The sequence below is a fragment of the Sanguibacter antarcticus genome (assembly GCF_002564005.1).
GTDB lineage: Bacteria > Actinomycetota > Actinomycetes > Actinomycetales > Cellulomonadaceae > Sanguibacter > Sanguibacter antarcticus.
Map to the genome: position 1 here is coordinate 214377 of NZ_PDJG01000001.1, position 13067 is coordinate 227443.

Sequence of the window (13067 nt, forward strand, 5' to 3'; positions counted from 1 at the left end):
CCATGCAAACCATGTGCCCATCGTGAGTCTGAATCCACTCTCAGGGGCGCACGCGACGTAGAACGTCACCATCGTCGTCCCCTCGGACGGAGAGAGCGTGAACGTTGCGCTGCCTTCGCCCTGCTCGTCGAGGGCAGGGACCAGCCTCTCCGCGATGAAGTCGTCTGAGGCTGGATCGGTCAACGCGGCTCATCGCAAACGAGGGTGTAGCTGGGTGGGCGCGTCGTTGCGGGATGAGGGTCGAGGTCTTCCGATGATGGAGGTTCCTACGCCGCCCACCTGAAAGACCTCGACGTGTCTGACGCTACCTTCACGCGCCCCGATCTGACCACATTCTGCCGTCTTGACGAGCTGGGCCTGGAGGCGATCGGGCAGCGCCTGGAGCCTGATCGGGCTGTCTTGGCGTGCCGGATCACCGAGCCGGACAACTGGTGCCGGCGGTGCGGGTGCGAGGGGATCTTTCGAGACAGTGTCACTCGTGAGCTCGCGCACGAACCTCTGGGTTGGCGGCCGACCACGCTCGTGCTCACGGTGCGCCGCTACCAGTGCACGGGCTGCTCTCATGTGTGGCGCCAAGACACCAACGCCGCGGCCGAGCCGCGTTCGAAGATCTCCCGCCGCGGCCTGCGCTGGGCGCTGGAAGGCCTGGTCCTCCAGCACCTCACGGTGGCCCGGATCGCCGAAGGCCTCGCGGTCGCTTGGAACACCGCCAACGCGGCCGTCTTGGCAGAAGGTCGCCGTCGCTTGATCGCCGACCCCCGCCGTTTTGAGACGGTGACGACGATCGGGGTTGATGAGCACGTCTGGCGCCACACCCGCCACGGCGACAAATACGTGACCGTCATCATTGATCTCACCCCGATCCGGGGCGGGACCGGCCCCTCCCGGCTCCTGGACATGGTCGCCGGCCGCTCCAAGCAGGTCTTCAAGACCTGGCTCTCTGGCCGCCCCCAGGACTGGCGCGACGGGGTCGAAGTGGTCGCGATGGATGGGTTCACCGGCTTCAAGACCGCCGCCGCCGAAGAGCTCCCCCAGGCGGTCGCGGTGATGGATCCGTTCCACGTCGTCCGTCTCGCCGGGGACGCCTTGGACCGTTGCCGGCGCCGCGTTCAGCACGACCTGCACGGCCACCGCGGCCGCCGAGACGACCCGCTCTACCGCGCCCGCCGGACCTTGCACACCGGCGCCAGTCTCCTCACCCAGAAGCAGACTGCCCGGATCGCGGCACTGTTCGCCAGTGACGAGCATGTTCAGGTTGAGGCGACCTGGGGCATCTACCAGGCGATGGTCACCGCCTACCGCGAACCCGACCGCGCCAGAGGCAAAGCCCTGATGGAAACCCTGATCACCTCGGTCACCTCCGGCGTTCCGGCCGCCCTGACCGAGATCATCACCCTCGGTCGAACACTCAAGAAACGAGCCATCGACGTCCTGGCCTACTTCGACCGCCCCGGCACCAGCAACGGACCTACCGAAGCCATCAACGGCCGTCTCGAGCACCTGCGCGGCTCGGCCCTCGGCTTCCGGAACCTGACGAACTACATCGCCAGATCGCTGCTCGAAGCCGGCGGCTTCAGACCGCTCCTACACTCTGGATTGCGATGAGCCGGTCTATCGGTCAGTCGCGGCCGACCCCGTAAGGACGCCCAGGCGCTGACGCCGGCCGCGGCGCAACACCAGCGTCTGATCGCGCACGGGTGGCTTCGGTTGCCGAGTAGGGGAACGAGGCCCTGCCCATCACCCGGGCCAGCCCCGGATCCGTCACGATCGGCGCCGCGGCCGGTGTGCGCTCGACGGCCAGCGCCCGGAAGACAGGCACCAACGACTCAGGCACCGGTTCGTGGCGGCCGATGTCCGGGCCGGAGAGCATCGACGCCTGGTTCCAGATCTCCGGCGTCACGCCGGAGACCGCGGGGTCGTAGTCGAGGCGGAACGAGCTCAGCTCCGCCACGTGCTGCATGAAGATCTTCGAAGAGCGCCCGTTGCCCTCACGGAACGGGTGTCCCTGGTTGACGTGCGCGAACACCTCGGCCGCCGCCGACGCGAACGCGTCCCGGTCCATCGTCGACCAGTGGGCCGATCGCACCAGCTGGCTCGCCTCAACGAGGTACCGGGGTACATTCTCGGGAGAGGCGAACTTGTTGAAGCCCTTCCGGATGCCCACAGACCGCAGCCCTCCTGCCCACTCGTACACGTTCGCGAAGAGCTGCTTGTGGATCGCCCGCAGGTGCTCGGCGTCATAGGTCTTCGCGATCACGACCAGGCCGGCGTCGAGCTTGACCTGCTGCTTGGCTGTCTCGGCATACTCCCGCTGCGCCAGCACGGCCCCGTCGCGCTCTCCGTAGAGGTTGCGCAGCACCGTCCCACCGGGCTCCCAGAAGTAGGAGTCCCACGAGGAGAACTCGGTCGCCACTAGCGCGCAGCGGGACGGGCGCGGTGACGCTCAGCCGCCTCGGCAGCCCGGCGGTCGTACTCGGCCTCGTCGATCTCGCCGCGCACGAAGTCGGTCAGGTTCGCCACGTCTTCACGGTTGGGCACCCACCCCTCGTGCCAGCTCGACGCGAACGCGTTCACCACCGCACGGCGCCCCGCCTCGTCCAACGGCGCGAAAAGCTCCGGCCAGCGGCCCTCGATGTCAAACTCTCCAGCCACAAGGGCCCTCCTTCGTCTCGATCCATCCTCAACAGTCAATTAACGCCAGGCCTGACGACCTGGCCTCGCACCGCGTCGTACAGGTCCGGCGGCAACAGCCCTTCGTGCACGCACCGGACCACATCGTCGAAGGAGCCCCCGATCGGCGGGCCCTCGACCCCGGTCGCCACCGCTTGCTCGTACGGCCAGCTCACCAGCTCGTCGACGACCTGCTCCCGGGAGAGCTCACCGGTCATGAAGCGCTGGATGACCTCGACGGGACCTCCTCCATGGAACCCGGCGCGGACCGGTGGGATCTTCGCCTCTTCGCTCAACGTCCGACTCACTGCGGACTGCGAGACTCCCAACACCCGCGCCAGCTCAACCTGCGTCACCCGTCGCGACAGCGCGCGCACCCCGCGCAGATAGTCCAGGCGCGCGACCGCCTGCCGGGCGCGAGCAGCGCGCAGACGACCCACGTCCGCCAAGTCTCGCTCTGACAAGACCACGTCCTGAACCCCCTGGAAGCCTTCTGACCTGCATGTATGAGTTTACCTCATACAACGACTGGGAGGAAGGTCGCGAACGCGCCTCGCGGCAGACGGGTCCAGGGGCGTGAGCGTTCGGGTGGGTCCCGTCGTGCCCCTGTGGTCGGGTGGAGCCGCGCAGCGATTGGGCTCAGGCCGTCCACAGGTGCGCGAGGGGCATCCCAACCCAGCCGGGCACGTTTTCGACACCACGGCCCTGGCGCTCGAGCAGCACTCTCGCTATCGTCAGTGGTCCACGGGGCTTCGAGCCCATCCTGGCGCCGCGCATATGAGGCAGGCCCTGGTGCGGGGCGAGCTATAGCCCGTTGCGCACCCCGCCATCTTGCGAGCCTCCATGCGCCCCTGCACCAAGATCACCTACCCGTCCCCACGCGCCGCAGCCCGCGCCCTGCGCCACATCACACGCCAGCAGACAGCGCGCGGACGCACCGCCCCCGTAGCCGTGCACCGGTGCGGGACCTGTCACGCGTGGCACCTGACCTCTCAGAAAGCATCCGGCCGCCGCAACCGGCGCCTGCAGGTGACGGCCGGCATCGCCACCTGACCAACGGAAACCGCTCGTGTGGCTCGACGGCTGCAGGTCGCCGCCGATCTGAACCTGGTGGCTACTGCTGCGCTCGGTCTTCGTGGTCGAGCTCGGCGTCGACGACGGCCTGGAGCTCACCGGCAGAGGGCAGTGCAGCTCGAGCGTCGGCGGGAAGGCCTTGGTAGTCGGCCACGGCGACCGGGGCGGCGGTCGAGGCCAGCGCGTATTTGATCGCGGCCCCGCCCTTGCCTGTGCACAGCAGGATCCCGACGGTGGGCGCGTGGACGTCGGCGCGGCGCAGCTCACCGTCGACGGCTGCGACGTAGGCCCCCAACTGCCCCACGTGCGCTGGCGAGGAGGGCCCGACCTTCAGCTCGATGACGACATAGCGCAGCTGTTCGACGTGGAAGAGCAGCAGGTCGATGATGAACTCTTCACCGTCGCCCAGTGGGAGGTGGAACTGGCGCCCGACCAGGGCCATGCCGCGGCCGAACTCCATGAGGGTGTCCTGCAGGCGGTCCATCAGCGCTTGTTCGACGTCGCGCTCGAGCCGGGTGTTCACCATCGCGAGGTGCTCGAAGACGTAGGGGTCTTTGACCAGCTGTCGGGCCAGGTCGGAATCGATCGAGTCGAGCGCGGAGTCGAAGTTTGAGGGTGCGGCGCCGATCGCGGCGCGGAGGTTGGCCTTGATCTTGTGCTCCAGGACGGCCCGCGACCAGCTTTCCTGGACCGCGCGGGCGGTGTACCAGTCGCGTTCGTCGCGCGACTCGAGCCGGTCCAAGATCACCATCAGGTGGCCCCACGGCAATTGTGCAGCAGCCTGCTGCACAAACTCAGTCTCGGTCGGCCAGGCCTGGGCTGCGCGGCGCATGTAGAGCAGGTTCCGCCGGGACCAGCCCCTCTGATCAGGGAACTCTCGCTTGAGGTCGGCAGCGAGCCGGTCGACGACCTTGGATCCCCACCCTGCGTTCTGCTGGCGATCGAGGATGTCGCGCCCGATCGACCAGTACAGCCTGAGCACCTCGCTGTTGACCGCGCGTGCTGCTCTGAACTGTGTCTGGCGCACACGGTCCGTGAGGTCCACGAGGAGGTCCGCGTACCCGGCCAGCTCCAGCGCGCCCTCGTCCTGCGTGTTCATGGCGCCATTGTGCCTGGTCAACAGCTGCGGACCAGTGCCTCACCGACCACCGCACCACTCGGCGCGTAGTTCGTTGTAGTGGTCGCAGCGCCGGACCGCCCCGCTTGAACTCAGGCGGGTCCCATACATTGCCGGTCACCAGTGCACCCTCAAGTATGGGCACGATCTGCCGATAGTCGGGTTTAAGGCCAATATCGTTTAGTTAGTGACTGTGGCGTGGTAGGTGGGTTCATGCTGGGGCTGGGGCCAGTTGGCGTGGTGGGCGCGTTTGACGTGCCACTTGACGTACTTGCGATTTACGACTCGGGGTGCTGAGCGTCGGCGTCGGGCGAGGTTGAGCCGGCGCAGGAGTCGGTGCACGAAGTCCAGCCATCCTGGGCTGTCGCAGCGGCCCGGGTCAGGGGGGAAAAGCGCCCGGGTGGGCGAGGGGTTGGCGGGTGATCCGGAGTGCGGCGACGAAGCTGACCCGGTCCGGGTCGTGCCCGCACTGGTTGGCGGCGTCGGTCATCAAGGACCGGATCGCGAAGTGGCAGCACAGGTGGCCCCAGATCTCCTGGAGGACCAGGTCAGGCGACTTGGACCGCAGCACGGTGCGGGGGCCGCGTTGGTGGGTCTTGAGCTCGTCGAAGGCCAGCTCAACCTCCCAACGTTCGACGTAGGCAGCGGCAAGCTCGGTCGCCGATACCTCGTCGGGGTCGAGCACCGTGGTGAAGAGGCGGTAGGTGTCGGGGTTCTCGCGTCCGTCATCGATCGTGTAGTCGATGACTCGGACCAGCATCGGCTCTGCCCGCCGCGCCGCGGCCGAGTGCATCTGGTGCAGGTGAGCCAGCCAGGAGCCGTCGGGCAGGTCGTGGAGGTGGATGGGCTTGGGCGCGGCGCTGTCGGTCCGGACCCGCCACAATAGGTCCGCCCCGGTCGCGCACGCCTGGCGCCACAAGGCGTAGGAGAAGAACCCGCGGTCGCCAGTCAGCAGCATCCCCGGTGAGAGGTGGTCCAGCAACGGCACTGTCAACTCTGCCTCAGAGTCGCAGTACCGCCCGATCTGCGCGGCGAAGACCGCATGAGTGCCGCACTCGGCCAACGCCACCACTCTGGCCTGGGGGAACGCCGCCCGCTCACCCTTGTTGACCCCGGGCCGCCCGAAGTGATCGTCGTTCGCGGTGGTGTCAGCGACGTCCAGGCACATCCCGTCGATCGCGACCAACCGCCGCCCTGCCAGCCACACCCCGGGCATGCCCTCGCCCCCGATCGGCTTCGCGACTCGCGCGAACAACGCCGCCAACGGCTGCGAGCCCAGCCGGGCGCGGGCCTGGAAGATCGCGGACTTGCTCGGCGGACCGTACTCCTGGGTCCACCCCGAAGCCCACGACAGCCCATCGGTCAACTGCGCCAGCACGTCCTCATAGGACCCCTCGGAGTACAACGCCATCCCGATCGAGAAGTACGCCATCACCCGGGCAGGCAACGCACGATGACGCTGCTCAGTCCGCCCGACCTCGGCGATCACCTCATCAACCAACCCCGGCGGGAACACCCGCGTCAACACACCCACCGACACCAGGTCCGACAAACGACGCTCAGACTCCGGCTTCTTCCACCCAGCTCTTGGCATGCCACCAAACTACACCCCGACACCCTTAACTGAACGGTATTGAGGCTAACTGGTTCTGATCGTCTCAACCTACTGTAGATACAGTCAGTAAAAGGCTGGTCGGGAACGTCTCGGTAGAAGATCTTGCCTCTCATGCACCGGGTCTCACCCCAAGATCTTGGGCCCACTCGCCGGTGATCTGGCAACTGGGCCGAGTGTGGTTGTGCGAGCCTTCTCGTAGGCGTTCAGCGTCAACCAGGCGCACACGAAGCACCATCGCTTGGTGTCGCATCAGGCAGCCCAACGAAACACCGTGCGACGGGCGACGGGGACGTTGGCAAAGACAGGGCGCACCGGTGAGGTGCTCGCACTTGAGGGAGACGTTGAACCTCCTGACCAGCGGATTGTCCGCCGAGGACCCGATAGACCCCAGGGACTGAGCTACGCCAACCCCTTCACCACGAACCGCAGAGAGCCCCATATACTCCTGGTACGATTTCACCCACAGCGTCCGGTTCGCGAGTCTTGCCTCTGTTGGTTCGTTCGCCCTAGTCTGCACTTACGTCGCATCGCGACGCGCGCACAGAAAAACAGCAAACATGGAGGCTCCGATGAAAAAGTTCCTACCTGTTCTTGCAGTGGCGATGATCCCAATTTTAACTATCGTGACGCCGGCATCTGCGACGGTGAGTTCAATCTCGATCTCGCCGACATTGCGGGCCGCCGTATCAGGCACCACGCTCAGCTGGTCATGGGCTTGGAGTGGTTCGGGTTCTTACGCACCACTCTTCTTCTATGGCGACGGTACCTACCGTACATATTCGACGCAAACTAATGGTGGATCGAATACCGCTAACCGGGCGTTCAACGTGTGCAGCGCACAAACCTTTTACCAGAGCATTTATGTTGGTGGATCAAGCGCTGGAGCTTCGACAAGCGTGAGTGCGGGGGCTAGCGGCTCTTGCTGACTATCCCGCCCCCCTGCGGGCGCTTCTGGTATCGCGGTGCCCGCAGGGGGGCGGTCGTCGCGACGGCCGCTCTCTTGGCGGTGAGCATGGTGGCGGCTTCCCAGACGACGGCGCGTTCGGTCGCTGTGGTGGAGTCCACGGTGGGTGCGAACTGGCGGGGTGCTTATGACCTGCTGGTCGGCGGTGAGGGTGTCTTGTCGAGCGCGGCCCTGGAGACGGGCGGGCTGGTGGAGGAGAACTTCGCCTCGCTCGGGGGCAGCGGGGGCATCAGCGCTGATCAGCTCGAGGCGATCGGGGATCTTGCGGGTGTGGAGATCGCGGCGCCGTTGGCGTTCGTCGGTCAGCTCGAGACGCCGTCCTACGGTCTGCTGGTCGGCGCGATGGAGGCAGACGGTGCGGTGTCGGACTTCTTCTCCGACACCCGGGCCATCGAGGCGCGAGTGAAAGTCACAGTCCCTGATGGTGTCCAGACGCACACGCTCTCGGACAGCACGACGGTCCTCGTCACCGGGCAGATCGACGGGACCCCGAGAGTCGGGACCGATGGCAACGTCCGATCAGCAAGCGCCCCGTATGACGGCACTGGCACCTGGGGGGTGGACGTGACCCTCCCTGGGGCTCCGGCGCTGACCTCGGGGCTCATCGCCATCGATCCGGTCGCTGAGCGGGCCTTGCTCGGGGACTCGGGGCAGTTCCTGGACACTCTCGTGGAGTTCGACGAGCAGCAGTCCCTCGGCGCCGAGCAGACGACTCTGGCTGACCTCGTCGACCCCGTCACGCATGACTACGAGTACTGGGCTCTTACCAACGGGTACCAGGGCGGTCCGGTCGTTCCTGTCGTGGTCTCTAATGCGGCCTATCCATCGCTGCAGGGTGAGGTGACCTTCACACCGCTCGACATGTCGGGGACGTCCATCACAGACCTGGTGAGCTCCGATAGTTTAATGATCACTGCGGATGGCGCTGCCTTGGTCGATCAGGCGGAACGTGGTGCACCGACGACGTCAACGGTTGATCTGACCGCGGGCCTGACGCCGTTCGGCCTTCCGGCACTGGCGCTGGCGCTGCCCGGGGCCACGGGCGCTCCGGGCGGCGCGGCGACGGAGAGTGCCCCGAACCTGACGCCGGCCTTGCCCGGGGCTGCGGTGAGAACCGCCCCGAGCGCGCAGCAGGCCTCAACGGCCCCGGAGGAGACCACGACGCTGCTGACAGCAACCCCGCAAGGCTTCACCCGCATGAAGGTGAGCGTCCAGGAGCAGACCTCCACCACGGAACCGAGAGCCCAGGAGCAGGCCTACCGCCAGGAAGCGAAGTCTGCGGCGGACCCTGAGGGTGTCCCGCTCTACGTTCCTGTGGGTACGTACACCCCTGGTGACATCACCGGGACCGCCGATTCTGCCTCCTATGTCCCGTTGGGCACCTACAGTGCCGCTGATGTCCGCGTCGTTGAGCCCGGTGAGCACGACGGGGCTGTCTTGGCGCCCTCGTTCAGCGGTCGCGGTGCGGTGCTGCCTGCTCCTGGGGCGATCACCACCCTGGGTGCCTACGCTGCGATGCGCGGTTCCGGTGACGCTGATGTCGTGCGGGTACGGGTCGCAGACGTCCAGGGCTACTCCCCGCAGGCCTTGGACGCTATCGGTGTGGTCGCCGCCCAGATCAGCGACCTGGGGCTGGACGTGCGGGTCGTGGCAGGTTCCTCCCTCGATGAGGTCGGGGTGTACCTGCCTGAGTACTTCGCAGACGGTGACCTGGGATGGACGACCCAGGAGTGGACCAGCCTGGGGGCCGCCGTGCGCGTGGAGCGCGCGCAGATCGGCGCGACCATCACCTTGCTGGTCGTGGCCCTCACCGGAGTCAGCGTCCTGGCCTCGGTCGTCCAGATCGCCGGCACAGGCCGACGACGCCGAGAAGCGGTGCTGCTGAGCTCGCTGGGCTGGTCACGCGGACGCATCCGCAGATGGTTCCTCACCGAGGACGTCCCCTCCCTCGCGCTGGTGGTCCTGGCCGGTCTCGTCGCTGCAGCGATGTCCACCACAGCGGTGGCCCGCGGAACCAGCGGCGCAGCGGCCCTGGTCTACGCCGCCGTGGCAGTGGCCGGCACCTACGCCGCAGCCCGCACCAGCACCCGCAGCCCGCGCGCCGCCACCGGACCGGCACGGGCCGCACGCACCGCACGCCAGGTCGGGCGACGGGTCGCCCGCGCGCACCCGGCTTCCGGTGCTCTCAGCGCCACCGCCGTCATCGTCCTGACCTGCGGCGCCATCGCGTTCGCGAGCGTCATCGCCACAGCCCACGTCGCCGCCGGCACCACCCGCATCGCCACCCTCGTCAGCGCCAGCGTCCTGCTGCCCCAGACGATCCTGGCCGTCGGCACGCTCCTCGCCGGGGCCGCCATGTTCGTCGCGGGCATCCGCGCCGGACTCCTCGGCGCAGGCGCCCACCACGCCATGCTCGTGACCACCGGATGGACCAAGACCGCCCTGAGCGCCAGCGTGCGCGCCCAGGTCATCGCCTCCCTGCTGCCCGGGATCGTCCTCGCCGTCACCATCGGCGTCCTCCTGACAACCAGACTTTCCTCCGACCTGTGGGCACCCCTGCTGACACTGACCCTGAGCGTCCCGACCGCAGCCGCCCTCGCCGCCGCAGCCTGGGCACACCGCTACGCCCACACCCTCTCCACCACCGGAGCCCACCGATGACCGCCACCACGACCACCCCAACAACCCCCACCACCACCGCACCAGCGATCACCCTGGAAGCGATCACCGTCACCTACACCCGAGGCGACGGCGACCCCCTGACCATCGTCGAAGACTTCAACCTCACGATCCCCGCCGGAACGATCCACTGCCTGGCCGGACGCTCCGGCTCAGGCAAGACCACCCTCCTGCGCGTCGCCGTAGCCACCCTGACCCCCACCACCGGAACCGTCACCTGGGCCGGCACCCGCCTGGAGACCCTCGACCCCGACCAGCTCGCCGCCGCCCGCCGCAAGCACATGGCCTACGTCGACCAAGGCGCAACCGTCATCGACGAGCTCACCGTCCTAGACAACGCCCTCCTGCCCGCCATCCCCACCGGCCTGACACCCGACCTCGAAGAACGCGCCACCACCCTGCTCACCACCCTCGGCCTAGGAACACGCACCCGCCAACGCGCCCGCACCCTGTCCGGAGGCGAACGCCAACGCCTCGCGATCGCCCGAGCCCTCCTCCTCCAACCCACCGCCATCGCCCTCGACGAACCCACCGCCAGCCTCGACCGCACCGCCGCAGCCACCGTCATCGACGCACTCCACAAAGCAGCCACCAGCGGCGCAGCCGTCCTCGTCGCCAGCCACGACCCCGCCGTCATCAACACCGCCACCACCGTCACACCACTGACCTAAACCCACAAGGCCACGTCTGGTCTGAATCGTCCTGGGATTGATGGAGAGTCGCGCTATTGAATTTCGACGACCTGGTGGTGGTCGGTCTGGTCAGCATAGAAAGCCTGCTCGAACTCGGCCGGTGGGACGTCGCCGAGGTAGCCGTGCAGGCATTGGTGGTTGTGCCAGTGGACCCAGCCGAGGGTCGCGAGCTCGACGTCTTCGGCTGTCTTCCAGGGGGGGCGTTGACAGGCGGCTCCTTGGATGAGTTCGGCCTTGTAGTAGCCGTTCACGGTCTCGGCCAGGGCGTTGATACTCCTATAGTTGTCAACTCGCGATTTCGCCGGTGCGGGGGTTGACCTTGATGAGGTGGTAAACCTCGCGGATGACGTATCGCTTCAGGCAGCGGATGATGTCGCGTTTGCTCTTGCCCTCGGCGGTCCAGCGGGCGACGTAGGCGATAGTCGGCTCGTGGAACGGGGCTTGACCCCTGATCGTGGACACGCGGGTGGCTTCACGCGGCGAGAGCCAGCGTAGTTGTGTGGTGTGCGTTCTCGTAGTCGGCGGGGCTGAGGTAGCCGCAGGTGGAGTGGCGTCGGCGGGTGTTGTAGCGGGTGATCCACGCGAACACCTCGCGGCGAGCCACGGCGGCGTTGGCCCAGCCGTGGGTGCCGGCGAGGGTCTCGCGTTTGAGGGAGGCGTTGAACGACTCGGCCATCGCGTTGTCTGCGCTCGTGCCGACCTTGCCCATCGAGCGCCTGACGCCCAGTCGTTCGCAGAGGGCGGCGTAGTCCTTGGATGCGTACTGGGCGCCGTGGTCGCTGTGAAAGACGGCTCCGGCGAGGGTGCCGCGCTGGCGGGCGGCGGTCAGCAACGCGTCGGCGACGAGGTCGGTGCGCATGTGGTCGGCGATGGACCACCCGACCAGGCGGCGTGAGAAGCAGTCGATGACGGTGGCCAGGTAGAGGAAGCCGTCGCCGGCGCAGGGCAGGTAGGTGATGTCCCCGACGTACCGGGTGTTCGGCTCTGTCGCGGTGAAGTCCCGTTCCAGCAGGTCAGGCACGACCTGCTCGTCGGGTGCGCTGATCGTGGTGCGCACCCGACGGTGCAGCCGGATCCCAGCGATGGCGCGGGCACGCATCACGCGGGCCACCCGCTTATGGTTGACGCACTCCTCGGGCGCCGCACCGTCATTGAGGTCGGCCGTGATCCGCGGCGCCCCGCACGCCTTGTCCTTGGCGTGCGCGACCTTGATCCGCGCGGCAAGGTCCGCATCGTTCTCAGCCCGCCCGTGGCGGGCAGGGGCGGACTTGAACCAGGTGTAGAACGACGAACGCGAGACCTCGATGACCTGGCACAACCGCTTCACCTGGTAGGTGTCTTGGTGGTCGGCAACGAACTCCGAAGCGGCTCACCAGTTCGTCTCCCCGGCGAAATACTTCGCCGCCGCGCGCAGAATGTCCCGCTCGGTGTTGAGCTTGCGCTCAGAGTCCTCCAGGTCCCTCGCACGAGCCCGCAGCCGGGCCAGCTCCTGCTCCGGCGTCTCATCACCCACCGGCGTCGGGGGCCGTGGTCGAGAGTGCCCACGGATCGGCACTCCAGCAGCCCGCAGCCAGCTCGACAGGGTCGTGTCCATGATGCCCAGGTCCAAGGCGATCCCCGCGACCGTCGCCGTCGGCGTCGACCGGCACAGCTCAACAGCGTCGCGCCGGAAATCCTCTGAGTACGTCTTCCTTGCCATGAGTAGATCTTCTCGATTCCTCCAGGTCGAGCCTGGAATCAGCGTGTCCACGATCAGGGGTCAAGGCCCGTCCAGGTCGCCCAGATCCGCCGCACTCGCACCCAGGCGGGCAAGAAGAGCGTCGAGGTCGTCTACGTCATCACCTCGATGAGCCCGAACGACGCCGACCCGGTCCAGATCGCGACCTGGGTCCAAGGCCACTGGGCGATCGAGAACCGGCTGCACTGGGTCCGCGACGTCGTGTTCTACGAGGACCGCTCCAGCGTCCGCACCGGCCACGCGCCCCGAGTGATGGCAACCCTGCGCTCCACCGCGATCAGTGTCCTGCGACTGGCCGGTAGCACCAACATGGCCGCCGCTACCCGGCACCACGCCCGCGACCCTACATAGCCCGTCGAACTACTCCTGACCTGCTCAAACACGACTTTGCCGGGACCCTGACCTGGACTGCGGAGAGCCCCATCGACTCCTCGTCAAACTTCACCCATAGCGTCCAGTTTGCGAGTGTTGCCCCTGTTGACCTGCTCGCCCTATTCTATGCTTACGTCGCATCGCGA

Annotated in this window: 9 protein-coding genes and 3 pseudogenes; 4 read left to right on the forward strand and 8 right to left on the reverse strand. The window is 67.2% G+C overall.

Going from position 1 to position 13067, the window contains the following annotated elements:
- Positions 1–294 precede the first annotated feature (294 nt).
- Complete coding sequence (locus ATL42_RS00960) at positions 295–1605, forward strand: ISL3 family transposase (RefSeq protein ID WP_098453752.1); 1311 nt, start codon at positions 295–297, stop codon at positions 1603–1605.
- Positions 1606–1618: 13 nt separating this feature from the next.
- On the opposite strand, the gene ATL42_RS00965 is transcribed toward ATL42_RS00960, so the two are convergent.
- The 5 genes from ATL42_RS00965 to ATL42_RS00985 form a co-directional block, all read right to left on the reverse strand.
- Positions 1619–2413 (reverse strand): Fic/DOC family protein, encoded by a 795-nt coding sequence (locus ATL42_RS00965; protein WP_098453753.1) that lies wholly within the window; start codon positions 2411–2413, stop codon positions 1619–1621.
- Complete coding sequence (locus tag ATL42_RS00970) at positions 2413–2652, reverse strand: antitoxin VbhA family protein (RefSeq protein ID WP_098453754.1); 240 nt, start codon at positions 2650–2652, stop codon at positions 2413–2415. Before ATL42_RS00970 ends, ATL42_RS00965 begins: the two co-directional genes overlap by 1 nt.
- A gap of 35 nt (positions 2653–2687) precedes the next feature.
- Entirely contained in the window at positions 2688–3134 is a 447-nt protein-coding gene (locus tag ATL42_RS00975; RefSeq protein WP_143556664.1) for a helix-turn-helix domain-containing protein, read from the reverse strand.
- 650 nt (positions 3135–3784) lie between these two features.
- Entirely contained in the window at positions 3785–4843 is a 1059-nt protein-coding gene (locus ATL42_RS00980; RefSeq protein WP_098453756.1) for a PDDEXK nuclease domain-containing protein, read from the reverse strand.
- 397 nt (positions 4844–5240) lie between these two features.
- The gene (locus tag ATL42_RS00985; protein WP_098453757.1) at positions 5241–6455 is read right to left on the reverse strand and encodes an IS4 family transposase; all 1215 of its coding nucleotides are present in this window, start codon (positions 6453–6455) and stop codon (positions 5241–5243) included.
- A 1033-nt stretch (positions 6456–7488) separates the two neighbouring features.
- Here ATL42_RS00985 and ATL42_RS16315 point away from each other — a divergent pair.
- Positions 7489–10101, forward strand: a complete 2613-nt coding sequence (locus ATL42_RS16315) for a hypothetical protein (protein ID WP_169925305.1) — start codon at positions 7489–7491, stop codon at positions 10099–10101.
- A complete protein-coding gene (locus tag ATL42_RS16320) occupies positions 10098–10790 on the forward strand; it encodes an ATP-binding cassette domain-containing protein (protein ID WP_169925306.1) in 693 nt (230 codons plus the stop codon). Before ATL42_RS16315 ends, ATL42_RS16320 begins: the two co-directional genes overlap by 4 nt.
- Positions 10791–10843: 53 nt before the next feature.
- On the opposite strand, the pseudogene ATL42_RS00995 reads toward ATL42_RS16320, so the two are convergent.
- From ATL42_RS00995 to ATL42_RS01005, 3 pseudogenes are all read right to left on the reverse strand, one after another.
- Positions 10844–11080, reverse strand: a pseudogene (locus tag ATL42_RS00995) (IS3 family transposase); the annotation flags it as partial.
- A gap of 16 nt (positions 11081–11096) precedes the next feature.
- Positions 11097–11234 (reverse strand): annotated as a pseudogene (locus ATL42_RS01000) (IS110 family transposase); the annotation flags it as partial.
- A gap of 49 nt (positions 11235–11283) precedes the next feature.
- Positions 11284–12510, reverse strand: a pseudogene (locus ATL42_RS01005) (IS3 family transposase).
- A gap of 84 nt (positions 12511–12594) precedes the next feature.
- Here ATL42_RS01005 and ATL42_RS01010 point away from each other — a divergent pair.
- Entirely contained in the window at positions 12595–12900 is a 306-nt protein-coding gene (locus ATL42_RS01010) for an ISAs1 family transposase (RefSeq protein WP_245862672.1), read from the forward strand.
- The last annotated feature ends 167 nt before the right edge of the window (positions 12901–13067 follow it).